The organism is Stutzerimonas stutzeri (assembly GCF_024448935.1).
GTDB lineage: Bacteria > Pseudomonadota > Gammaproteobacteria > Pseudomonadales > Pseudomonadaceae > Stutzerimonas > Stutzerimonas stutzeri_AO.
This window is the reverse complement of record NZ_JAMOIE010000046.1, coordinates 16369-38891: the sequence shown is the minus strand read 5'-3', so window position 1 is coordinate 38891 and position 22523 is coordinate 16369. Positions and strand designations below refer to the sequence as shown.

The 22523-nt window shown below is 66.3% G+C and carries 17 protein-coding genes, 1 pseudogene and 1 riboswitch; of the genes and pseudogenes, 6 read left to right on the top strand and 12 right to left on the bottom strand.

Annotated features, from left to right (window positions below; translation table 11 throughout):
• Nucleotides 1-81: 81 nt before the first annotated feature.
• Nucleotides 82-540, bottom strand: a complete 459-nt coding sequence (locus tag NA637_RS14180) for an REP-associated tyrosine transposase (protein WP_256073069.1) — start codon at nucleotides 538-540, stop codon at nucleotides 82-84.
• A 377-nt stretch (nucleotides 541-917) separates the two neighbouring features.
• A complete protein-coding gene (thiC, locus tag NA637_RS14175; protein WP_272889056.1) occupies nucleotides 918-2813 on the bottom strand; it encodes a phosphomethylpyrimidine synthase ThiC in 1896 nt (631 codons plus the stop codon).
• A gap of 103 nt (nucleotides 2814-2916) precedes the next feature.
• Nucleotides 2917-3023: riboswitch (TPP riboswitch) on the bottom strand.
• 194 nt (nucleotides 3024-3217) lie between these two features.
• Between thiC and NA637_RS14170 the strand changes: the two are divergent.
• A pseudogene (locus tag NA637_RS14170) lies at nucleotides 3218-4669 on the top strand (TolC family outer membrane protein).
• 566 nt (nucleotides 4670-5235) lie between these two features.
• Here the strand turns inward: NA637_RS14170 and waaA are convergent.
• On the bottom strand, nucleotides 5236-6507 hold the full coding sequence (waaA, locus tag NA637_RS14165; RefSeq protein ID WP_256073067.1) for a lipid IV(A) 3-deoxy-D-manno-octulosonic acid transferase: 1272 nt from the start codon (nucleotides 6505-6507) through the stop codon (nucleotides 5236-5238).
• 144 nt (nucleotides 6508-6651) lie between these two features.
• Between waaA and NA637_RS14160 the strand changes: the two genes are divergently transcribed.
• From NA637_RS14160 to NA637_RS14145, 4 genes are all read left to right on the top strand, one after another.
• Nucleotides 6652-6984, top strand: coding sequence for a DMT family transporter (locus NA637_RS14160; protein ID WP_256073066.1), 333 nt, complete (start codon nucleotides 6652-6654; stop codon nucleotides 6982-6984).
• Between the two features lie 67 nt (nucleotides 6985-7051).
• A complete protein-coding gene (locus NA637_RS14155) occupies nucleotides 7052-8224 on the top strand; it encodes an NAD(P)/FAD-dependent oxidoreductase (RefSeq protein ID WP_256073065.1) in 1173 nt (390 codons plus the stop codon).
• Nucleotides 8224-9036 carry an aldo/keto reductase gene (locus NA637_RS14150; RefSeq protein ID WP_256073064.1) on the top strand — a complete coding sequence of 271 codons (813 nt, stop codon included), beginning with the start codon at nucleotides 8224-8226 and terminating at the stop codon, nucleotides 9034-9036. Before NA637_RS14155 ends, NA637_RS14150 begins: the two co-directional genes overlap by 1 nt.
• Nucleotides 9037-9070: 34 nt before the next feature.
• Nucleotides 9071-9958, top strand: coding sequence for a metal ABC transporter ATPase (locus NA637_RS14145; RefSeq protein ID WP_256073063.1), 888 nt, complete (start codon nucleotides 9071-9073; stop codon nucleotides 9956-9958).
• Nucleotides 9959-9994: 36 nt separating this feature from the next.
• Here the strand turns inward: NA637_RS14145 and hldE are convergent, their stop codons facing one another.
• From hldE to msbA, 4 genes are all read right to left on the bottom strand, one after another.
• Nucleotides 9995-11416 (bottom strand): bifunctional D-glycero-beta-D-manno-heptose-7-phosphate kinase/D-glycero-beta-D-manno-heptose 1-phosphate adenylyltransferase HldE, encoded by a 1422-nt coding sequence (hldE, locus tag NA637_RS14140; protein WP_256073062.1) that lies wholly within the window; start codon nucleotides 11414-11416, stop codon nucleotides 9995-9997.
• A gap of 75 nt (nucleotides 11417-11491) precedes the next feature.
• Nucleotides 11492-12907 (bottom strand): PIG-L deacetylase family protein, encoded by a 1416-nt coding sequence (locus tag NA637_RS14135; protein ID WP_074983435.1) that lies wholly within the window; start codon nucleotides 12905-12907, stop codon nucleotides 11492-11494.
• 122 nt (nucleotides 12908-13029) lie between these two features.
• Entirely contained in the window at nucleotides 13030-13926 is an 897-nt protein-coding gene (locus tag NA637_RS14130; RefSeq protein WP_074983481.1) for a GNAT family N-acetyltransferase, read from the bottom strand.
• A gap of 6 nt (nucleotides 13927-13932) precedes the next feature.
• Nucleotides 13933-15753, bottom strand: a complete 1821-nt coding sequence (msbA, locus tag NA637_RS14125; RefSeq protein WP_074983437.1) for a lipid A export permease/ATP-binding protein MsbA — start codon at nucleotides 15751-15753, stop codon at nucleotides 13933-13935.
• Nucleotides 15754-15852: 99 nt separating this feature from the next.
• Here msbA and NA637_RS14120 point away from each other — a divergent pair, with 99 nt between their 5' ends.
• Entirely contained in the window at nucleotides 15853-16500 is a 648-nt protein-coding gene (locus tag NA637_RS14120) for a lipopolysaccharide kinase InaA family protein (protein ID WP_074983438.1), read from the top strand.
• Here NA637_RS14120 and NA637_RS14115 read toward each other — a convergent pair.
• Genes NA637_RS14115 through NA637_RS14095 form a run of 5 tightly spaced genes read right to left on the bottom strand, consistent with a single transcriptional unit; the run spans nucleotide 16487 to nucleotide 22498 of the window.
• The gene (locus tag NA637_RS14115) at nucleotides 16487-17701 is read right to left on the bottom strand and encodes an O-antigen ligase family protein (RefSeq protein WP_256073061.1); all 1215 of its coding nucleotides are present in this window, start codon (nucleotides 17699-17701) and stop codon (nucleotides 16487-16489) included. The genes NA637_RS14120 and NA637_RS14115 overlap by 14 nt on opposite strands.
• Nucleotides 17702-17721: 20 nt before the next feature.
• Nucleotides 17722-18588 carry a glycosyltransferase family 2 protein gene (locus tag NA637_RS14110; protein WP_083426822.1) on the bottom strand — a complete coding sequence of 289 codons (867 nt, stop codon included), beginning with the start codon at nucleotides 18586-18588 and terminating at the stop codon, nucleotides 17722-17724.
• 50 nt (nucleotides 18589-18638) lie between these two features.
• Complete coding sequence (locus tag NA637_RS14105; protein ID WP_256073060.1) at nucleotides 18639-19595, bottom strand: glycosyltransferase family protein; 957 nt, start codon at nucleotides 19593-19595, stop codon at nucleotides 18639-18641.
• Between the two features lie 25 nt (nucleotides 19596-19620).
• Nucleotides 19621-20757 carry a glycosyltransferase gene (locus NA637_RS14100; protein ID WP_256073059.1) on the bottom strand — a complete coding sequence of 379 codons (1137 nt, stop codon included), beginning with the start codon at nucleotides 20755-20757 and terminating at the stop codon, nucleotides 19621-19623.
• On the bottom strand, nucleotides 20741-22498 hold the full coding sequence (locus NA637_RS14095) for a carbamoyltransferase family protein (protein ID WP_256073058.1): 1758 nt from the start codon (nucleotides 22496-22498) through the stop codon (nucleotides 20741-20743). The genes NA637_RS14100 and NA637_RS14095 overlap by 17 nt, the downstream gene beginning before the upstream one ends.
• Nucleotides 22499-22523: the final 25 nt, after the last annotated feature.

The window sequence follows — 22523 nt, the reverse complement described above, 5'->3', positions numbered from 1 at the left end:
ATTCGCGGCCATGGGCCGTTCCTACAAAAAGCCCGGGGCACCGCGTAGGAGCGGGCCATGCCCGCGAACCGCCCTGCCCTGTCAAAGCCAGACCGCATCCCATAACGGATACTCGCCCACACGCCTCACCAGACCGGCACGCAGGGGATTAGCGACGATGTAACGCGCCACAGCCTGCAAATCTTGATCATGCCGAATCGCACGATCATGGTAGCCCGGCTGCCAGAGCGGCGAGACCAACAAGGCCGTCCGGTTGATCCGCCTCCCGCTTTGCGACTTCACGTCCCGCATCAGCTCATTCAACGCCCCTTCAGTCAGACGGAACAGCCAATGGAGATGATCCGGCATGACCACCCAGGCCAATGATTCAACTCGGCCCTGTCGCTCGGCTTGTCTCATGACATCTACCAATATCCGACCCAGACGCCAGTCGGAAAACACCGGACGCCGGTTATGCACCACCGTCGTTACCGAATAGATCCGCCCCAATTCGGAAACCCGCCCCTTCCTGAGCGCACGTCCACGCGGATGCCCTTGCATACCGGCCTCCTTGTCAATTTTAACATTCCGTTGCAGGAGCGGGCCGTGCCCGCGAATCAACGTCCCAACCGCCGCGGCGGCCCGTTTCGCGGCCATGGGCCGCTCCTACAAAGCCCGGACACCGTACGTAGGAGCGGGCCGTGCCCGCGAACCAACGACCCAACCGCCGAGACGGCCCGTTTCGCGGCCATGGGCCGCTCCACAAAGCCCCGACACCGTACGTAGGAGCGGGCCGTGCCCGCGAATCAACGTCCCAACCGCCGACGCGGCCCGTTTCGCGGCCATGGGCCGCTACAGAAGCCCGGACACCGTACGTAGGGACGCGCGGGCACCCTGCGCTTTCGTCCGACCTCTAGCCTTCAGCACGTCTAAGGCCCTTAGACCTGCTTGTAGATCACCGACCCTTCATCCTTGAAGCGCGAGGATTGTTCCTTGAAGCCGGCCTCGATCGCCTTTTGTTCGTCGGTCAGGCCGTTCTGCGCGGCGTATTCCCGGACTTCCTGGGTGATTTTCATCGAGCAGAACTTCGGCCCGCACATGGAGCAGAAATGCGCCACCTTGGCCGAATCCTTGGGCAGGGTCTCATCGTGGTAGCTGCGGGCGGTGTCCGGGTCGAGGCCGAGGTTGAACTGGTCTTCCCAGCGGAACTCGAAGCGTGCCTTGCTCAAGGCGTTGTCGCGAATCTGCGCGCCCGGATGGCCCTTGGCAAGGTCGGCAGCATGGGCGGCGATCTTGTAGGTAATGATGCCTGTCTTGACGTCATCCTTGTTCGGCAAGCCGAGGTGCTCCTTGGGCGTGACATAGCAGAGCATCGCGCAACCGAACCAGCCGATCATCGCCGCACCGATACCGGAGGTGATGTGGTCGTAGCCCGGCGCGATGTCGGTGGTCAGCGGGCCGAGGGTGTAGAACGGTGCCTCGTCGCAGCATTCGAGCTGCTTGTCCATGTTCTCCTTGATCAGTTGCATCGGCACATGGCCAGGGCCTTCGATCATGCACTGCACGTCATGCTTCCAGGCGATCTTGGTCAGCTCGCCGAGGGTTTCCAGCTCACCGAACTGCGCGGCGTCGTTGGCATCGGCGATCGAGCCCGGACGCAGGCCATCACCCAGCGAAAAGCTGACGTCGTAGGCCTTCATGATTTCGCAGATGTCGTCGAAGTGGGTGTAGAGGAAATTCTCCTGGTGATGGGCCAGGCACCACTTGGCCATGATCGAGCCGCCGCGGCTGACGATGCCGGTGACGCGCTTGGCGGTCAGCGGTACATAGCGCAGCAAGACGCCGGCGTGAATGGTGAAGTAGTCCACGCCCTGCTCGGCCTGTTCGATCAGGGTGTCGCGGAACAGCTCCCAGGTCAGGTCTTCGGCCGCGCCATTGACCTTCTCCAGGGCCTGGTAGATCGGCACGGTGCCGATCGGCACCGGCGAGTTGCGGATGATCCACTCGCGGGTTTCATGGATGTGCTTGCCGGTGGACAGGTCCATCACCGTGTCCGAGCCCCAGCGGATGCCCCAGGTCAGCTTGGCCACTTCCTCTTCGATGGAGGAGCCCAATGCCGAGTTGCCGATGTTGCCGTTGATCTTCACCAGGAAGTTGCGGCCGATGATCATCGGCTCCAGCTCGGGGTGGTTGATGTTGGCGGGGATGATGGCCCGGCCGCGGGCCACTTCGTCACGCACGAACTCGGCGGTGATTTCTTTTGGAATCGAGGCGCCGAAGCTCTGCCCGGCGTGCTGTTCGGTGAGCAGACCGGCGGCGCGCGCTTCCTGCAGCTTCAGGTTTTCGCGGATGGCGACGTATTCCATCTCGGGGGTGATGATGCCCTGACGCGCGTAGTGCATCTGGCTGACATTGTTGCCCGGCTTGGCGCGGCGCGGCTTGCGTACATGGGCGAAGCGCATCTTGGTCAGCTCGGCATCGGCCAGGCGCTGCTGACCGAACTGCGAGGTCAGGCCGTCGAGCCGCTCAGTGTCGCCACGGTCGTCGATCCAGGCCGAACGTACATCAGCCAGGCCCTTGCGCACGTCGATGGTCACGCTCGGATCGGTGTAGGGGCCGGAGGTGTCGTAGACCAGCACCGGCGCGTTGATCTCGCCACCGCTCTTTGTTTCAGAGAACGCGATAGGCGTGACGTCCAGACTGATCTCACGCATCGGCACGCGGATATCCGGGCGCGAACCCTGCACGTAGATTTTCTGCGAGCGCGGGAAAGGCTGGATCGATCCCTGATCGACTTGGGCGGATTCACTCAGGTTCTGTTGTTCTGCACGCATCAGGCTGGCTCCTCGAAAGTTGTCGGAGCGAACCTGAAACACACCGCGGGGAAAGGGCATCGGGGCGCGCCGGGACTGGCGCCAAGAGCGCTGGCCGAAAGACGGGCGAGCACATCTTGTTCCCTACGCAGGCCTTAACCTGATCAGGTTCAACGGGATCCGGAACTTTCCGATCTCAGCCTTCGCTGCAAGGCACCCCGACAAGAACGGGCCGAGTCTAATCAAGAGTGGCTGGGAATACCATGCCGATGGCAACTGCCACGACCGCCGGGTCGTGGCCCTCCCTGACAGCCTGATGCTTGATCGCCTCCCCAACCAGGCCCGAACACCTGTATCAAGCGCCTTGACCGTCTGCATGCCCGCGCATAGCCTTGCCCATCACTTCGCTTCAGGGAAAGACGCACATGCTGCGCAGATTCACGTTGGCACTCGCCGTGACCGCCGCCTCGTCCGGGCTGACCTAGGCCGAGACAGCACTTCCACTTTCCGCTCGGACCGACCTGGTCAGCGTCTACCGACAGGCTGTTGAAAACAACGCCGACCTCGCCGCGGCACGGGCGCAGTTCGAGTCGATCCAGGAAGTCGTGCCCCAGGCCCGTGCCGGCCTGATGCCGAATCTCAGCGGCGGTGCGGAGCTCAGCAATACCCGCACCGATGCCGACACATCCACGGGGTCGCGCTCACTGTCACGCAGCGGCACTGTCTATCAGGCGACGCTCAGCCAGCCGATTTTTCGGCCTGAACGCTGGTTCCAGCTGCAGGCGGCCGAAGCCATCAGCGAACAGGCCGCGCTGGAATACTCGATCGCCGAACAGGACTTGATTCGCCTCACCGCGCAAGCGTACTTCGCCGTGTTACGCGCCCAGGACAACCTGGCCGCAGCCAAGGCCGAGGAGGCCGCCTTCCTACGCCAGCTCGACCAGGCGAACGAGCGCTTCGAAGTTGGCTTGTCCGACCGTACCGATGTGCTCGAAGCCAAGGCGGGCTTCGATACCGCGCGCGCCAACCGACTGCTTACACAACGGCAGGTGGACGATGCGTTCCAGGCGCTGTTCACCCTGACCAACCGTGAGTATCTGGCACTGGAAGGCATCGAGCACAGCTTGCCGGTGTTGCCACCGGTTCCCAATGATGCCAGCGCCTGGGTCAATACCGCCACGCAGCAGAACCTCGATCTGCTGGCCAGTAATCAGGCCGTCAACGCGGCCGAGGAAACCCTTCGTCAGCGCCGCGCCGGCCACGCCCCGACGGTTGATGCGTTCGCCAGCTACAGCAAGGGCGACAACGACGGCCTCGGTTTCACCAACACGGGTAGCGAAGCGGTGCCTGGCATCCCCCGCTACACCGGCGACGTCGAGCAGCGCAGCATCGGCCTGCAGCTGAACATCCCGCTGTACAGCGGCGGACTGATCAGCTCCCAGCGCCGCGAAGCCTTCCACCAACTGACCCAGACCGAGCAACAGCGTGAAAGCCTGCGTCGGCAGGTGGTCGAAACCACGCGCAACCTGCATCGTGCGGTCAATACCGATGTGGAACAGGTGCAGGCCCGGCGGCAGTCGATCGTTTCCAACCAGAGCGCCCTGGAGGCGACCGATATCGGCTACCAGGTCGGCACCCGCAACATCGTCGACGTGCTCGACACGCAGCGCCGCCTGTTCGCTGCAGTGCGCGACTACAACAACGCCCGCTACGACTACATCATCGACAGTCTGCGCCTGAAACAGGCGGCCGGGACGCTCAACCCGGGCGACCTGGAAGACCTGCAGCGCTATCTGAAAGCCGATTACGACCCGGACACTGACTTCCTGCCGCCCGATCTGTCCGAGAACTTCGCCCGCCCGGTGCGCATCGAGTAACGGGCATCGCCGCGCCTCGGCGCCGCAGGATGGAATCGCCGAAGGCGCTTCCGTCGGTTACCGCGAGGGTTTCGATACATTTCGGGTCTGCCATGGCGTAACGGCAGTTTCACGTGGCAGACACGTCGGCACGTCCTCGGATTACGCCTTCGGCTAATCCAAGCTACAAACTTCGCCCGCCCGGTGCGTGTCGAGCGCCGTAGGATGGAATCGCCGAAGGCGCTTCCGTCGGTTACCGCGAGAGGTTTCGATACATTTCGGGCCTGCCATGGCGTAACGGCAGTTTTACGTGGCAGGCACCAAGCTACAAACTTCCCCCCCCGGTGCGCATCGAGCGCCGTAGGATGGAATCGCCGAAGGCGCTTCCGTCGGTTACCGCGGGAGGTTTCGATACATTTCGGGCCTGCCATGGCGTAACGGCAGTTTTACGTGACAGACACGTCGGCACGTCCTCGGATTACGCCTTCGGCTAATCCAAGCTACAAACTTCGCCCGCCCGGTGCGCATCGACTGCATACCCTCGGATTACGCCTTCGGCTAATCCAAGCTACAACCATAGCCGCGCCTCAGCCTTCAAGCAGCTGGTCCAGCCCTGCCAACAGACGACCCAGTGCGCCCTGATTGTTCTTCAGCACTGTCAAGCCTGCGCTGCGCGCTTGCGCTGCGCGCGCGGGATCGACCCAGAATGCCGCTACCGCAGATGCCAGCTCAGGTGCACTGCCGACTTCGGCAAGCGCACCGGCATCGCGTAGCTGCGCGGCGATATCGAGAAAGTTGAACAGGTGCGGTCCCGTCAGCACGGGTTTGCCCAATGCGGCAGGCTCCAACAGGTTGTGCCCGCCGGTCGGCACCAGGCTGCCGCCCACAAAAGCGGCATCGGCGAGTGCAAACAGAAACAGCAGTTCGCCCATGGTGTCGCCAAGCAGCACCTGTGTACCGGCCCGCGGCGGTTCCGCCAGTGAGCGCCGCACCGTAGCGAAGCCCTGTTTTCGGCATAGCTCATACACCGAGCCGAAGCGCTCCGGGTGGCGCGGCACCAGAATCAGCAATGCGTCAGGGTGCTCTGCCAACAGCAGGCGATGGGCCGCCAGCAGAATTTCGTCCTCCCCCGGGTGCGTGCTGGCGCCAATCCAGATCGGCCGCGATACGGCGCCCCATTGTGCACGGAGTCGAGCAGCGCGCTCAGGCAGCGCCGGGTCGATGCTGAGGTCGAACTTGATCGAGCCAGTGACCTGCACGCTGGGTTCACGGGCACCGAGCTGGCGAAAGCGCACGGCCTCGGCTTCGGTCTGTGCCGCGATCAGGCGCAGCTCGGCCAGCATCGGCGCGGTCAGCCGGGCGAAGCGTGCATAGCCGCGTGCCGAGCGCTCGGACAGCCGCGCATTGGCCAACGCCACCGGGATGCCGCGCCGCGCACACTGGTGAATGTGGTTGGGCCATAACTCGGTTTCCATCACCACCGCCAGTTTTGGCCGCAGACGTTCTAGAAAGCGCGATGCCGCCCAGGGTAGATCGTAAGGCAGATAGCAGTGCTGCACGGTGTCGCCAAACAGCGCCTTGATCCGCTCTGAGCCAGTCGGCGTCATGCAGGTCACGGTGATCCGCAGCTGTGGATAGCGCTCCCTGAGCGCCCGGATCAGCGGCGCCGCAGCAATGCTTTCGCCGACCGACACCGCATGCACCCAGATGCCACCCGGCTGCAACTCCGGCAACCCGACAGCGAAGCGCTCGCCGATGCGCGCTCGATAAGCCGGCGCTCGACGGGCGCGCCAGAACAAGCGAACCAGGACCAGTGGCAAAGCGAGATGAAACAGCAGGGTATAGAGGGCACGATTCATGGGCGCGGAGCTTAGCAAAGGGGCGAATGCAACGGCCACAGCGAAGCGCGAAGCGAAATCCGCTACCGTTGCGCCGAACTTGCCCGCCCTGCGGGAGCCGAATGAACGCAGCGCAGACCGGCACTGCCCGCAACCGGAGACCGTATGACTGGTTATCTCTATCTCGCCATCGCCATTACCGCCGAAGTGATTGCCACCACATCCATGAAGTCGCTGGCGGGCTTCAGTCGCCCGCTACCGCTGTTTCTGGTGGTCGCGGGCTACAGCCTGTCGTTCTGGATGCTTGCCCTGGTGGTCAGGACCATCCCGGTGGGAATCGCCTACGCCATCTGGGCCGGCCTGGGCATCGTCCTGGTAAGCATCGCAGCGGCGGTCATCTACCAGCAGAAGCTCGACCTTCCGGCAGTGCTCGGCATGGCGCTGATCGTGGCTGGCGTGGTGGTGATTCAGCTGTTTTCCGGCAGCACGGGACATTAGCCAGATCGGCTGAAGCCGACAGGTGAGCGGTTATACTGCGCGCCTGATTTCTCTATGAGGCCCGCCCATGTCCGATTCACTCAGCACCGATGTTCTGATCGTAGGCGGCGGAGTCGCCGGCCTGTGGCTGAACGCACGCCTGCGCCGGCTGGGCTATTCGACCCTGCTGGTGGATAAAGGCGTGCTCGGCGGCGGGCAGAGCGTCAAGTCACAGGGCATCATCCATGGCGGCACCAAGTACGCGCTGAGCGGCGCGCTGACCGGCGCATCCGAAGCCATCGCCGACATGCCGCGACGCTGGCGCGAGGCCCTTGCCGGCAACGGAGAACTGGACCTTTACGGCGTACGCCTGCTCTCCGACGCGCATTACCTGTGGTCGCCCGGCACGCTGAGCGGCAACCTCACCAGCTTTTTCGCCAGCAAAGCCGTCCGCTCACGCGTTGGTCAGGTCAAGGGCAGCGAACTGCCACCAGCGCTGCAGGATTCTCGCTTCAAAGGCAAGGTCTACCGCCTTGGCGAACTGGTGCTGGATGTCCCCAGCCTGATCCAGCGACTCGCTGAATTATCTGGCCCGGGCCTGCTTAAAGCCGAACGAATCGAGCCACTACGGGAAAACGGCGAGCTGACGGGGCTGATCGTCGATGATCGCTCGATCCGCGCGCAACGCATCGTGCTGACGGCCGGCGCAGGCAATGCCGAACTGCTGAATGCCTTGGGTCTCGCGCAACCGGCGATGCAGATGCGCCCGTTGCACATGGTCATCGTCAAGGCGCCTACCTTGAAGCCGCTCTACGCCCACTGCCTGGGCGGCGGCTCCAAACCTCGCATCACGGTAACCAGCCACCCGGCTGCAGACGGTGAATGGGTGTGGTATCTGGGCGGCAATCTAGCCGAAGCAGGCGGGGTGGCGCGCGATGAGGCGGGGCAGATTGCGGCTGCGAAGAAAGAACTGGCCGAGCTGGTGCCCTGGATCGATCTGTCCGCGGCGAAATGGGCAACGCTGCGCATCGATCGAGCCGAACCGGCGCAATCCGCGTTGGCGAGACCGGACAACGCCTTTCTCGCGGAGCAGGGCCGGCTGCTGGTTGGCTGGCCGACCAAACTGGCGTTGTCGCCGGATTTCGCTGATCGCGTCGAAGCCGCATTGGTCCGAGACGGCATCCAACCGCAGCCATTGGCGCCATTGCCTGAACTGCCCCGCCCTGCGATCACCGGGCCGTTCTGGGAAGGACTGGTCTGATGGAAACGACCCTCCACCACCTGCGTCGCCCGCTCGGCAGTACCGGCCTGAACGTATCGCCACTGGGCCTGGGCACCGTCAAGCTGGGCCGTGACCAGGGCGTCAAGTACCCCACCGGCTTTCGTATTCCCGACGACTCGCAGGCGCGACAACTGCTTGCTCTGGCACGCGATCTCGGCCTTAACCTGATCGACACCGCGCCGGCCTACGGGGTCAGCGAGCAGCGCCTGGGCCCGCTGCTGCAAGGCCAGCGCGACCAGTGGGTGGTGGTCAGCAAGGTCGGCGAGGAATTCGTCGACGGTCGTTCGCATTTCGATTTCTCACCAGCCCATACCCGCTTTTCCGTCGAGCGCAGCCTAAGGCGGCTGAAAACCGACCGTATCGACCTGGTACTGGTACACTCGGACGGGCACGACCTGGACATCCTGCAGCACAGTGGCGTTTACGAAACGCTTGCCGATCTCAAGCGCGAGGGCAAGATCCTCGGCTACGGTCTGTCCGGCAAGACGGTCGAGGGCGGCCTGCTTGCGCTGGAGCACGGCGACTGCGCCATGGTGACCTACAACCTCAACGAGCGGGCCGAACGGCCGGTACTCGACTACGCTGCAAGCCACACCAAGGGCATCCTGATAAAAAAAACCCTGGCCGGCGGCCATGCCTGCCTGAAACCAGACGAAGACCCGGTGCGCGCCAGCTTCGAGCTGCTGTTCGCGCATCCAGCGGTCGGCGCCGCCATTATCGGCACCATCAACCCGCAACACCTGTCAGATAACGTGCGTACCGCTGTAGCGGTTTTGTCCCAACAACAATAAACACGGCCAACCGGCCTACTGCCAGGAGGAGCCGATGCCGCGTGTGCTGATCCGCAAGAACCCCGCCGCCTTCATGACCTTGCCGCTGCTTGTCGAAGCCAGTGGCGAAGGCTTGCGCTACCAGAGCCTGGGCCGCCCACTGAATTTCCGCGAGATGCTTGAGCGGCGACGGCCCGTGACTGTCGATGACCCGGCCCGCTTCAGCCTCGAACTGGCCAACCTCGGGGTCTCGGTGCGCCTGACGCTCCGCTGGCGAGGCCAGGACTACTGGGTACTGGTACGTCAGCAGCGTCTGGATCGTGGTGATGTCGTGCTGAAATTGATCTCCGGCTACGTACCGGCCCACGAACTCAGCCTGCCACTGCTGACGGCCATCCAGGAAGTCGCCGAAGAATGCCTGCTGGAAACCCCGGAAGGCTGGCTCGCCGGGCGCTTCGGCGAAACCTGGCTACCGGTGCCTTATCAGGGCAACCTGCGCTACCGCGAGGCCGTGCATTTCAATCTGTCGTCGCTGTCTGGCTCGGCCCGGCCGGTCCAGTGCGGACAGATGCCCCTCATGGAGCGCCCCAGGGCGTATGTGCACCTGCCCACCGCATCGCTGCAGTTGGTCTACGACATGCGCCTGGAGCTGCCAAAGGAGACCCGGGAGCTGAGCCTGTTCCACGTCGACGAGCGCCTCGAGGACGGCAAATTGGTTGCGCAACTGGATCGCAGCCGTCCCGATCTCTACCTGATTTCGTTGCAGCAAGGACGCCCCACCGCCTCGCTGCTGACGTTGCGCAAGGGTCAGCCGATGGCCGCCAGCACACGCGGACTGTGGCTATCGGAGAGTTTTGCGCCGCAGCATGGGTGGGTCGTGCAAGACGAACGCATACGCTGGCGCGACTGGATCGATACGATCACCGCTGCCGCTTGCCGGTAGTGGCAGACCGGACCCCGCCGGGCTCGCCGGCGTGTTTCAGCGGCTGCGGATCTTCTCGACTATCGCGGTGGTGGAGCTGTTTTCCACCAGCCCCAGCACCTTCACGACGCCACCGTAGGCCGCGACCAGATCCGCGCCCACCACCTGGTCGACCCCGTAGTCGCCGCCCTTGACCAGCACGTCCGGCTTCACCTGCGCCAGCAGCTTTTCCGGCGTGTCTTCGGCGAAGCAAACCACCCAGTCCACCGCGCCGAGACCGGCCAACACGGCCATGCGCCGGTCCACCGAGTTGATCGGTCGGCCCGGCCCCTTCAAGCGACTCACCGAGCCATCGTCGTTGACCGCCACGATCAGCCGGTCGCCCTGGGCGCGGGCCTGTTCCAGGTAACTGACATGGCCGGCGTGGAGGATGTCGAAGCAGCCGTTGGTGAAGACGATCTTCTCGCCGTGGGCGCGGGCGTCCTCGATGGCCAGCAGCAGTTGCTCCAGGCCCAGCACGCCGCGCTCGGAGCCCTGCTCGCGCTGCACCGCGCGGCGCAGTTCGGGGGCGCTGATGGCCGCGGTGCCGAGCTTACCGACCACGATGCCGGCGGCCAGGTTGGCCAGGGCCACGGCCTGCGGCAGGTCTTCGCCGGCGGCCAGGGCGCCGGCCAGGGTGGAGATCACGGTGTCGCCGGCGCCGGTGACGTCGAACACCTCGCGGGCGCGGGCCGGCAGGTGCAGCGCCGGGTGGCCGGGGCGCAGCAGGGTCATGCCGTGCTCGCCGCGGGTCACCAGCAGGGCGCCCAGGTCCAGGTCGCCGAGCAGCTTCAGGCCCTTGGCCACCAGTTCGTTCTCATCCTGGCAGCGGCCGACGATGGCTTCGAATTCGGAGAGGTTCGGGGTGATCAGGCTGGCGCCGCGGTAGATGGAGAAGTCCTTGCCCTTGGGGTCGGCCAGCACCGGGATGTTGCGCTTGCGCGCGGCCTGGATCAGCGCCTGGTGGTTCTTCAGCGCGCCCTTGCCGTAGTCCGACAGCACCAGCACGCGGACCTGGTCCAGCAGCGCCTCGGTCTCGCGGGCCAGGGCCTCGGCGTCGGTCCTGAAGGGTTCCTCGAAGTCCACCCGCAACAACTGTTGATGCCGGCTCATGACGCGCAGCTTGACGATGGTCGGCTGCCCGGCGATGCGCTGGAAGCGGGTGGTCACGCCCACCGCGCCGAGGCTGTCGGCCAGGCTGGCGGCGGCCTCGTCCTCGCCGGTGACGCCGACCAGGAAGGCCGGGGCGCCCAGGGCGGCCAGGTTCAGCGCGACGTTGGCCGCGCCGCCGGGGCGGTCCTCATGCTGCTCGACCCGCACCACCGGCACCGGAGCCTCGGGCGAGATGCGCGAGGTCGCGCCGTGCCAGTAGCGGTCGAGCATCACGTCGCCGACCACCAGCACAGGGGCCTGATCGAAACGGGGCATGGTCAGTTTCATGGGAACTCCGCAGGTCGAAATCGCCGCGGATAATACCATAGCCGCTCGCCCGGCCTCGCGCTGGACGCCGGTCGTTCAGCGCAGCGGACGCACCCAGAACAGCTCGTGGCGACGCACCGCCTTGCGGAAGAATTCGTCCTCGCCGAAGGCCGGCCAGCGGCGCCCGGCCAGGGCCCGCTGGATCAGCCGGCGCAGGCGTTTCTTGGCCGGCAAAGGGACTGTCAGGTCGTGCTGCATGGCCAGGGCCTGGGCCTTGTCGAGGCGCATGGCGGCGTCCAGCGTCGGGCTCCACAGGGCGTCGGCCGGCAGCGGCTCGATGCACGGCGGCAGGGCCACGCCGCCTTCGGCCGGGCCCATGGGCCAGCGGTCGTTGTCGTGCAGGTGGTTGGCGTAGAACAGCAGGGTCTGCGGCTTCCAGGCGCTGCGCTCGATCGCCTCGCACAGCGCGCGCGTGGCGTGCACGTGGTCGGCGTGGGGGTCCAGCTGCGGGTGCGGGGTGACCAGCACCTCGGGGCGGAAGTGCTCCAGTAGCGCCGCGAGGTCAGCCACAAGGTTGTTCCAGCTGGGCACGCCGTCGGCGTCGGCCGGCAGCTGCAGCGGGTTATGCCGGCGCAGGTCGCGGATGTCGCTCTCGCCGGACTCCCGCGAGCCGAAGCCCTTGTCCGGTTCGCCGCACATCGCCGGCAGTTGCAGGCAGTAGTAGCCCAGTTGCACGCAGCGGCTGGCCGGCACCCCGCCCCACAGCGGCACGGCCAGGCTGTCCCAGGTGCGCAGGCGGCCCTTCAGGCGCGCCGCGGCGGCCTTGTCCAGGCCCAGGCGCTGGTAGTGCTCGGCCTCGATCTCGCCCTGGGTGAGGGTGACGATGCTGACCTCGGCGGCGCGGCTGTACAGGCCGAAGGCGGCCAGTTCGGCGTCGTCGGCGTGGGGCGCGATGACCATCAGCCGGCGTTCGGCGTAGTCCGGGTTGTGGAAGGCGTGCAGGGTGCCCTGGCTGTCGAGGCGGCAGTGGCGGCCGCGGATGCGCAGGTGCCCACTGCGTAGGGCCGCACCCTGGCCGGACAGGTTGAGGTAGCGCACGCCGTTCACGCCGCGCTCGAAGTCCTGGCGGTCGACACCCTCGCTGCCTTCGATCAGCACCTGCGGGTCGAGCCAGCGCCCCAGCCAGTTGGCCTTGACGCGGATCTGCAGCAGCAGCGTCTCGTGGTCCGCGGGCAGCGCATCGGTGGCAACGTGCAGGCCGTGCGGGCCGAGGGAGGCCGGCAGGCTCAGCTGGCCTTCCGGGAAGTCGTAGCGGTAGTCGTCGCGCGGCGAGTAGAACAGGTGGTCGGCGAACCAGGCCTCGTGGGCCACCCAGCCCAGCAGCACGGCCAGCGGCACGCTCCACCAGGGGGCGAACACGCCGAGGGCGACCAGCGCCAGCAGCGCGACCAGCAGCACCAGGCGCTTCTTGCGGCGGTGGGCCTTGAGCAGTTGCTGCTTGCGGGCGCTCATGGGCGTTCTCCGGGGAAGGGACCTATTGCCTTGTGGATGTAGGAGCGAGCTTGCTCGCGAATGAGTCCGCTGCGGAATCTGTTCGCGAGCAAGCTCGCTCCTACGAAGAGCATTTCGAGCATTTACACCTGGAACACCGGCACCCGGTGGCACCAGCGGTCCTTGTATTCGCGGTCGGCGCGGCCGAAGGAATAGCGTAGCGGCTTGCCCAGCGCCTCGGCCTCGGCCCAGGCCTGCTGGGTGTTGACGTGGGTGAGCACGCTGCCGGGGCTGAACTCGCGGTTCTCCGGGGCCACGCCGCCGTTGATGTACTCGACGCTGATCCACTTCGGCGACTCGACGCGGTAGAGAATCTGGATCGCCACCGGCTCGCCGTCCAGGCGCACCAGCGAGCCGCGCATGAATTCGCGCATCAACTCCAGCACCTCGGCCAGGCGCGCCTTGCCCGGCACCTCGAAGCCCCAGCGGCGCTGGAACAGTTCGGCGTAGATGCGCGCCTGTTCGGCCGGGCTCAGCTCGTCCATCGGCTGCAGCACGCCGCCCGCCTCTTCCAGCAGGCGCAGTTCGCGGCGCTGGTTGTAGCGGAATTTCTTCGAGAAGTCCGCCGGCGCGCGGTTCAGCGCCAGCTCTTCATCCTGCCGGCGGGCGTCGGTCACCTGCTGCTGGTTCAACTCGGACAGGTAGCGCACCCGGTGGCGCAGGGCGATCCGCGCGTCCTCGGCAACCGGCAGGATGACCTCGGCATTGCCCAGGTCGAACAGCGCCTTCTTGCCTTCGCGCTTGAGCACGTCCTTGGACAGCGCCAGATGCCGGCCCCAGGTGGGGATGGCGGCGCGCAGCTGGCCGTCGGCGACCCAGCCCAGGTAGCGCACCGGGATGCCGGCCAGGCCGGCCAGGCGCTCCACCACCTGCGGGTGGGTGGCCACGCTGCCGCCGAAGCGTTGCCAGGCCTCGGCGTAGGCCGCGGCGTCGATGGTCGTCCAGCCGCGCTCGCGGAAGCAGCGCAGGCGATCGAGCAGGGCCATTCAGACCGACTCGCCGACGCCGTCCTCGGCCGGCTCGTCGGCGAACTGCCTGGCGTGCAGGCGCGCGTAGTAGCCGTTGAGGGCGATCAGCTCGTCGTGGGTGCCGCGCTCGACGATGTGGCCCTGGTCCATCACCAGGATCAGGTCGGCGCGCTCGATGGTGCTCAGGCGGTGGGCGATCACCAGGGTGGTGCGGCCCTCCATGACCTTCTCCAGGGCGGCCTGGATGTGCCGCTCGGACTCGGTGTCCAGCGCCGAGGTGGCCTCGTCGAGGATCAGCACCGGGGCGTCCTTGAGCAGCGCGCGGGCGATGGCCAGGCGCTGGCGCTGGCCGCCGGAGAGCATCACGCCGTTCTCGCCCACCTCGGTGTCGAAGCCTTCGGCCAGGCGGTCGATGAACTCGCGGGCGAAGGCATCCTCGGCGGCCTTCTCCACCGCGCTGCGCGGCTTGCTGGCGAGGTCGCCGTAGGCGATGTTGTTGAGCACGCTGTCGTTGAACAGGTTGACCTGCTGGGTGACCAGCGAGATGTGCTTGCGCAGGTTGCGCAGGCGGTAGTCGTCGACGTCCACGCCATCGAGGAGGATCTTGCCCTCGCTGTGGTCGTAGAAGCGCGGGATGAGGTTGGCCAGGGTCGACTTGCCGCTGCCGGAGCGGCCGACCAGGGCGACCATCTGCCCCGGCTCGACGCTGAAGTTGAGGTCATTGAGCACGCGCTTGTCGGTGCCCGGGTAGGTGAAGCTGAGGTTCTTCACTTCCAGGCGGCCCTGCACGCGCTCCTTCTCCACGCTGCCATGGTCCACCTCGGGCTGCTCGTCGAGCTGCTCGAAGATGCTCTCGGCGCCGGCCACGCCCTTCTGGATGGTGGAGCTGACTTCGGAAAGCTGGCGGATCGGCTTGGGCAGCAGGCCGGCCATGGAGATGTAGGCCACCAGGTCGCCGACGGTGGCGTCGCCGCGCAGCAGCAGCACCAGGTACAGCAGCACCGCCATGGCGCTGTAGATCACCAGTTGCAGCATCGGCGTGTAGATCGCCGAGGTCTTGTTCATGCGCAGGTTCTTGCTGGTGTTCTCGTGGCTCACCTGCAGGAAGCGCTCGCGCTCGTAGGCCTCGCCGCCGAAGCTGCGCACCACGCGGTAGCCCTGGATGGTCTCGGAGGAAACGTGGGTCACGTCGCCCATGGCCACCTGGATCTTCTTGCTCTGCTTGCGGAACTTGCGGCTGGCGCTGGTCACCATCACGGCGATGACCGGCAGGATGGCGACCATCACCAGGGTCAGCTTCCAGTTCATGTACAGCAGCGAGAGGAACAGGAAGACCACGGTCATGCCTTCGCGGATCACCACCTTGATGGCGTCGGTGGCGGCGCCGGTGACCATGGTCACGTTGAAGGTGATGCGCGAGATCAGGTGCCCGGAGTTGTGGCTGTCGAAGTAGCGGTTGGGCAGCGTCAGCAGGTTGTTGAACAGCGCCACCCGCAGGTCGTGCACCAGGCCCAGGGAGACGCGGGCGATGTAGTAGTTGCCGAGGAAGGAGCCGATGCCCTGCCACACCGCGATCATCACCACCAGCAGCGGCACCGCGTAGAGCAGCGAGAGGTCGCGCAGCCAGGGCCAGGGCGCGTTGGGGAACAGCTTGGCGTCCGGGTGCGTCAGGCCGTCGACGAAATACTTGAGGATGCCGGCCAGCATCGGCTGGGTGGCGGCGAAGATCAGGAAGCCGACGATGCTCAGGGCGAACATGCCCCAATAGGGCCGCACGTAGGTGAGCAGGCGGAAGTAGATCTTCAGGCTCGAGGGCTCTGCGGTGTCTTTGCCGGTCATGAAAGAATCGCACGCTGAAAAGGCCGGCGATTATAACACAGGCCTCTCGTTTGCCCGGCGCCTGGGCTACTATAGCCGGCCCCCGTCCAGGAAGCCGGTATGCAAGAGCTCGACCTATCCGCCTACGAATCGCTTCGCGCCGGCGCCACCGTGCTGGAAGCCGACAAGCACGGCGACAAGGTCCTGCGCCTGCCCGACGGCAACTTCGTCAAGCTGTTCCGGCGCAAGCGGCTGATCTCCTCGGCGGCGCTCTACCCCTACGCCCAGCGCTTCGCCGACAACGCCCGGGCGCTGCAGCGGCTGGGCATTCCCTGCCCCGAGGTGATCGGCGTCTACCGCGTGCCCGGCATCGCCCGCGACCTGGTGCACTACCGCCCGCTGCCGGGCCAGACGCTGCGCCAGTTGATCGCCGCCGGCCAGGCCGACAGCGCCCTGCGCGAGCGCCTGGGCGAGCTGATCGCCCGGCTGCACGAGCGCGGCGTGTACTTCCGTTCGCTGCACCTGGGCAACGTGGTGCAGACCCCGCAGGGCGAATTGGGGCTGATCGACATCGCCGACATGAAGACCCAGCGCCGCGCCCTCGGCCGCGCCCAGCGCAAGCGCAACTTCGCGCACATGCTGCGCTATGCGGAGGATCGGCAGTGGTTGCTGGCGGATGAGGGCGGCGAGCTGAGCGAGGGCTACCTGCGCCACGGCACGGTACGCTGGGACGCCCGCGAACTGCGGGGCATCCTCAACGCCGGTTGAGTTCGCCGCCGGCCTGCCCGGCCGGGCGCTTCAGGCTCAGGCCGAGCAGGAACACCGCCCAGGGCATCAGCCACATGGCGCGGGTGCGCTCCCACAGGCTGAATACGTCGAACTGCATGGCCACGCTGGCATAGACCCACAGCAGCAGCAACGCCAGGCCCAGTTGCGTATGGCGGCTGCGCCAGGCCCGCAGGCCCAGCATCGCCCAGAGCACCAGCCAGACGAGCAGCGCCGGAATCCCATACTGCAGGGCGGTGTGCAGCAGGAAATTGTGGGCGCTGCCATGGTAGCCGCCGGCCCAGCCCTGGACCTCGTAGGTGGTGCCGTAGCCCACGCCGTTCCAGAAATGCTCGCGCAGGATCGGCAAGGCGCTGCGCAACAGCTCCAGCCGCTCCGAATCCCCCCTTGCCATCAGGCTCGGCTCCAGGCAGAACAGCGCGATGCCGCCGGCCAGGGCCGACAGGGCAGCCAGGCGCTTGCGCCAGCCCGGCAGCAACACCAGGCAGAACACTGCCGTGGCCATCAGCGCCAGGAGCGCACCGCGGCTGCCGCACAGGGCGACATAGACCAGCGGGGGGAGCTGCAACAGCAGCCAGGCCAGCCACCAGCCGCGCCCCGCCGGACGCAGCGGCAACGCCATCACCAGCAGGAAGCCCGTGGCGTAGGCGGCCGCGTTGGGGTTGTCGAGGAAGCCTCCGAAGCCGTTCAGGCGCTCGGGCGCATAAGCCGGCGCCCAGAGCAGCGCGGCCAGGCTGTAGAGGCTGTTGAGGACACCGAGCAGCACCAAGGTGCCGCGCAGGCGTGGCTCGCTGGCCCGGGCCCAGAGCAGCCAGCCACAGACCAACAATACGAAGAGGCTCGACTGCTTGACCCGCGACAATCGATCGAAATCGCCGACGGCCCACAACAGCGAGAGGTTGGCCCAGGCGAACAGCGCCAGGAACAACCACATTTCCCTGCGTTCGGCGATCAGCCGCCCCAGTTCGGCGCGGCGGGCGATTACCAGCCAGAGCGCCGGCAGGTACACGAACAGCGCCACCATGGTGTAGTAGAACTTCATGGTCGGCGTCAGCAACACCCCGGCGATGGTCCAGAACACGCCGAACCCCAGCATCGCCTCGGCCACCCGGTCCCTGCGGGCGATTGGTACACCGCCTTGACTCATCGCGGGCCGCCAGGTCTGCCACGCTTGCAACAACATCGACTTCATCCCGGACGCACTCATCCCTCGTGGAACTTGAACATGAGGTGACGCAGGCGACGCCAGGTCACGCGATTCCAGCGCCATGGCGGCAGCCGCAGAAGAAGCCGCAGGGCATAGGCCTTGTCCGACACCACCGAGTACTTGAGCGCCTTGTTGATCACGCAGGTCAGGCCCTGCGAGTAGCAGGGATGGCCACGGTAGGGGGCGATGGCCATCAGGTCGTAGTCGAGCTGGCACTGGTAGGCGGTCTTGGACATGTTGCCCGCATGCCTGCGGTAGAGCGTCACCAGGTCCGGCAGCACATCCGTGCGATAGCCCAGGTGGGCGATCTTCAGGGTGATCTGGAAATCCTGGATGCGGATCGCCGGGTCATAGCCCCCGGCACGGTCCAGCGCCTCGCGTCGATACATGGCCACGGGGGCGCCGATGGCGTGGGCGCGGGACAGCAGCTCGGCGAAGCTGTAGCTGCGCAGCGACTTGCCCTCCTCGGTCTTCAGCCGCCGCCCTTCGGAGTCGACGTAGACCACCCGCGCCCCGACGCAGCCCACCTGGGGATGCGCCTCGAGGTAGGCGGCCTGCAGCGACAGGCGGCCCGGCAGCATGACGTCATCGGAATCGGGCGTGGCGATGAACTCGCCGCGGGCATGGCTCAGGGCCGTGTTCAGCGCGGCGCTGACGCCCTGGTTGGCTTGCCGGTAGAACTGGAAGCCGTAGCGCTGGCGCAGGGCCTCGATCTTTTCGGCGCTGGCATCCTGGGAGCCGTCGTCGACGACGATCAGCTCGAAATTCGGATAATCCTGCTCGAGGATGCTCAGCAGGGCCTCCTCGATGTAGCGTTCGCGGTTGTAACAGGGAACCAGCACGGAGATCAGCGGCCTGGGCACGACCACCTCCGGCCCCGATGGCCGCCACGAAAGCTTCGGCGCATGAATGTTCAAATTCCCAGAGCCCGGCGTAATCGCTCCAGCCTGCCCGGTTGCGGACGTGGGCGCAAGGGTGGCGTCATCGCCTCGACGATGCGCGCCCCGATCTGGCTGAAACCGAAGCCTTCCTCGGCCAGCCGGCGGCCCTGCGCGGCGATGCGCGCGGCCAGGGCGGGGTCCTTGCGCAGCACCTGCAGCTTGCGGCGCAGCTCGGGGATGTCGCGGTAGAACACCACGTTGTGCATGTCCATCAGGCCCAGCGCGCGGTTCTCCTCCTCTCCCTGATCGTAGGCAAAAAGCACGCAGCCGCAGGCCATGGCCTCGAAGTTCTTGATCATGTACTCGCCCATGCCGACGTCCGCGCTGACGAAGAAGCGGATGCGGTTGAGCGTGTTCAGGTAGTCCTCGCCGGAGTTGGTCTTGGTGACCAGCAGCTTCTCCACCTTGCCCAGCTCGTCCAGCAGCGCCTTGCGCCCGCTGTAGGCGACGCTGCCGGTGCTGCCGACGAAGGCCAGTTCGATGTCGCGCTCGCGGCCCAGGTCGTGGAGCAGGTCCTGGTCGTAGCCCTTGGGCACGAAGACGGCGTCGAAGCCTTCCTCGCGCAGGCGCCGGGCGACCACCGCGCCGGAGCTGATCACCCGCGCCCAGGGCAGGCGCCGGTAGTGGGCGCTGAACTTGCCGGTGTACTTGCAGGGGATGTAGTTCTGGTAGGCATCGTGTTCGAGGATCACCAGGTTCGGCACGCTGGCGATGAAGGAAGCCTGGCGCATTTCCTTCTTGAAGCGCAGGAAGAACAGGATGCGGTCGTAGCGCGAGACGTCGACCTGCTCGCGGAAGTAGCGGCGCAGGTTGGCCTGCTCGTCGCTGCTCAGCCAGCGCAGGTCGCAGTCGCAGTGCTCGGCGATGCCGTCGTAGAGGCGGTCGAGAATGGCGCGTTGTTCTTTCTGGACCAGGAACAGGACTTTCAAGATTCACCCTTGGCGGCCGCGGCCGTCATTCGGAAACGCCACGCGTCAGCGCACGGACCATCGGCAGGCTCCAGAACTCCTGGCGCACGGCCTCGTCGGAGAAGCGCGTGTGCAGGCGCTCGTCCATCAGCCGGGCGCAGGCCTCGCGCTGCTGCCGGTCGAGCGCCGCCAGATGCCCCAGGCCCTGGGCCAGGGCCGCGTCGTCGCGCAGCGGGAAGAGGATGCCCAGGCCCTCGACGATTTCGCCGGCGCCGCCGCCGGCGGTGGAGATCAGCGGCACGCCGGCGGCCATGGCCTCCAGCAGGACCATGCCGAAGGGCTCGTGGTCGGAACTCAGGGCGAACACGTCGAAGGCCTTGAAGTAGCGCCGCGCGTCCGGCACCTGGCCGAGGAACAGCACGCGCTCGGCGATGCCCAGCTCGCGGGCCAGCGCCTTGAGGTCTTCCTCCAGGCGGCCCTTGCCGAGGATCGCCAGCAGCGCGTTCGGCGGCAGTTGCGGCAGGGCCGCGGCGAAACCGCGCAGCAGCGTGGCCTGGTCCTTGTCCGGGTGCAGGCGGCCGACGTTGCCGACCACCCAGGCGTTGTCCGCCAGGCGCAGGTGCTGGCGCGCCGGGTAGCGCTCCACCTGCTCGGCCTGCAGGGCGTCGACATCGACGCGGTTGTACAGCGTCTCGATGCGCTCCGCCGGCCAGGCCGGCAGGCACTGGCGCAGTTCGTCGCGCACGGCGTTGGACACCGCCAGCAGGCTCAGGCGCTTGGCGAACAGCTTGGCGAACAGCTTGCGGCCGAGCCGGCGGTAGTCGCCGAAGCCGTGGTGCACGCCGATCACCGGCAGGCGCGTGGCCAGCATGGCCACCCAGGTGGGCTTGAAGCGGTGGGCGATGCAGAAGCGGAAGTCCCGCGAGCGGGCGATCTCGCGCAGGTCGCGGATGGCGCGCAGCTTGAGGCCGCGCACGTCCTTCGAGCTGTAGTCGAGGAACAGCACCTCGTCGCTGGCGCAGCCGGCGGCCACCTCGGCATCGGGCGCGCCGGTGAGGAACACCGTGGTCACCCGGTAGCCGGTGCCGGCGAACAGGCTGGCGTACTGACGGGCACAGTCCAGGAAGGGCCCGTCATAGCCGTGGCAGAACTGCAGGACCCGCGGTTCAGCCGAGCGAGTCATAGGCCGCCGCGCCTTCCTTGACCACCAGGATGTCCTGCATGATCAGGTATTGCAGGTCCGAACCGTAGAACATGTTCAGCGCGTCGGTCGGCGAGCAGATCATCGGCTCGCCGCGGCGGTTCAGCGAAGTGTTCAGCGCCACGCCGTTGCCGGTGAGCTTCTCCAGCTCCTTCATCAGGTCGTAGTAGCGCGGGTTGAACTCGCGCTTGAGCACCTGGGCACGGGAGGTGCCGTCCTCGTGGACGACTTCCGGCACGCGGGTCTTCCACTCTTCGTTGACCTCGAAGGTGAAGGTCATGAACGGCGCCGGGTGGTCGATCTTGAACATCTGCGGGCCGACGGTATCCAGCATCGACGGGCAGAAGGGCCGCCAGCGCTCGCGGAACTTGATCTGCGCGTTGATGCGGTCGGCCACGCCCGGCACGCTCGGGCAGCCGAGGATGGAGCGGCCGCCGAGGGCGCGCGGACCGAATTCCATGCGGCCCTGGAACCAGGCCACCGGGTTGCCGTCGGCCAGCACCTTGCCGATCAGCTCGGGCACGTTGTCGATCTTGCGCCAGGCCGGCTTGGACGCGTGGCGGGCGCAGGCGGCGATGACGTCTTCGTTGCTGTATTCCGGGCCGAGGTAGACGTGTTCCATCTTCTCCACCGGCACGCCGCGCTCCCAGGAAACGTAGGCGGCGGCGCCGACCGCGGTGCCGGCATCGCTGGAGGCGGGCTGCACGTACAGCTCCTTCACTTCCGGACGCGAGATGATCTTCTGGTTCAGCTTGACGTTCAGCGCGCAGCCGCCGGCGAAGGCGATCTTGCCGGTTTCGCGGAGGATGTCGCCCAGGTAGTAGTCCATCATCTCCAGCGCCAGCTTCTCGAACAGCGCCTGGATGCTGGCGGCGTAGTGGATGTACGGGTCGTCGGCGATGTCGCCTTCGCGTTTCGGGCCCAGCCACTCGATCAGCTTGGGCGAGAAGTAGTAGCCCTTGCCCTTTTCCTTGTAGCGGCGGAAGCCGATGACGTTGGCGTACTCGGTGTTGATGACCAGCTCGCCGTTCTCGAACTTGGCCAGGCGCGAGAAATCGTACTTGCTGGCGTCGCCGTAGGGCGCCATGCCCATGACCTTGAACTCGCCGTCGAGCATGTCGAAGCCGAGGTACTCGGTGATCGCGCCGTACAGGCCGCCGAGGGAATCCGGGTCGTAGAACTCCTTGATCTTGTGGATCTTGCCGTTCTCGCCGTAGCCGAAGAAGGTGGTGGCGTACTCGCCCTTGCCGTCGATCCCGAGGATCGCGGTCTTCTCCTTGAAGCCGGAGCAGTGGTAGGCGCTGGAGGCGTGGGCCAGGTGGTGCTCGACCGGCTGGATCCTGACCTTCTTCAGGTCGAAGCCCAGTTGCTGCAGGCACCACTGGATGCGCTTGTAGTAGCGCTTGTAGCGGCGGTTGCCGAGCAGGATGGCGTCCAGCGCGCGGTCCGGGGCATAGGCGTAGCGCTTGGCGTAGTGCCAGCGGGCCTTGCCGAACAGGCTGATGGGGGCGAAGGGAATGGCCACCACGTCGACGTCGGCGGGCTTGATGCCGGCCTGCTCCAGGCAGAACTTGGCCGACTCGTAGGGCATGCGGTTCTTCGCGTGCTTGTCGCGGACGAAGCGCTCTTCTTCGACCGCCGCGACCAGCTTGCCGTCGATGTACAGGGCGGCGGAAGGGTCATGGCTTACGGCGCCGGACAGGCCGAGGATGGTCAATGACACGGGTAAGAGCCTCTTTGAAAGCAGC

What these genes read in the sequence shown, in the direction of transcription:
- NA637_RS14180 (WP_256073069.1), bottom strand. Translation starts at nt 540, where the DNA reads ATGCAAGGGCATCCGCGTGGACGTGCGCTCAGGAAGGGGCGGGTTTCC.
- thiC (WP_272889056.1), bottom strand. Translation starts at nt 2,813, where the DNA reads ATGCGTGCAGAACAACAGAACCTGAGTGAATCCGCCCAAGTCGATCAG.
- waaA (WP_256073067.1), bottom strand. Translation starts at nt 6,507, where the DNA reads ATGAATCGTGCCCTCTATACCCTGCTGTTTCATCTCGCTTTGCCACTG.
- NA637_RS14160 (WP_256073066.1), top strand. Translation starts at nt 6,652, where the DNA reads ATGACTGGTTATCTCTATCTCGCCATCGCCATTACCGCCGAAGTGATT.
- NA637_RS14155 (WP_256073065.1), top strand. Translation starts at nt 7,052, where the DNA reads ATGTCCGATTCACTCAGCACCGATGTTCTGATCGTAGGCGGCGGAGTC.
- NA637_RS14150 (WP_256073064.1), top strand. Translation starts at nt 8,224, where the DNA reads ATGGAAACGACCCTCCACCACCTGCGTCGCCCGCTCGGCAGTACCGGC.
- NA637_RS14145 (WP_256073063.1), top strand. Translation starts at nt 9,071, where the DNA reads ATGCCGCGTGTGCTGATCCGCAAGAACCCCGCCGCCTTCATGACCTTG.
- hldE (WP_256073062.1), bottom strand. Translation starts at nt 11,416, where the DNA reads ATGAAACTGACCATGCCCCGTTTCGATCAGGCCCCTGTGCTGGTGGTC.
- NA637_RS14135 (WP_074983435.1), bottom strand. Translation starts at nt 12,907, where the DNA reads ATGAGCGCCCGCAAGCAGCAACTGCTCAAGGCCCACCGCCGCAAGAAG.
- msbA (WP_074983437.1), bottom strand. Translation starts at nt 15,753, where the DNA reads ATGACCGGCAAAGACACCGCAGAGCCCTCGAGCCTGAAGATCTACTTC.
- NA637_RS14120 (WP_074983438.1), top strand. Translation starts at nt 15,853, where the DNA reads ATGCAAGAGCTCGACCTATCCGCCTACGAATCGCTTCGCGCCGGCGCC.
- NA637_RS14115 (WP_256073061.1), bottom strand. Translation starts at nt 17,701, where the DNA reads ATGTTGTTGCAAGCGTGGCAGACCTGGCGGCCCGCGATGAGTCAAGGC.
- NA637_RS14100 (WP_256073059.1), bottom strand. Translation starts at nt 20,757, where the DNA reads ATGACTCGCTCGGCTGAACCGCGGGTCCTGCAGTTCTGCCACGGCTAT.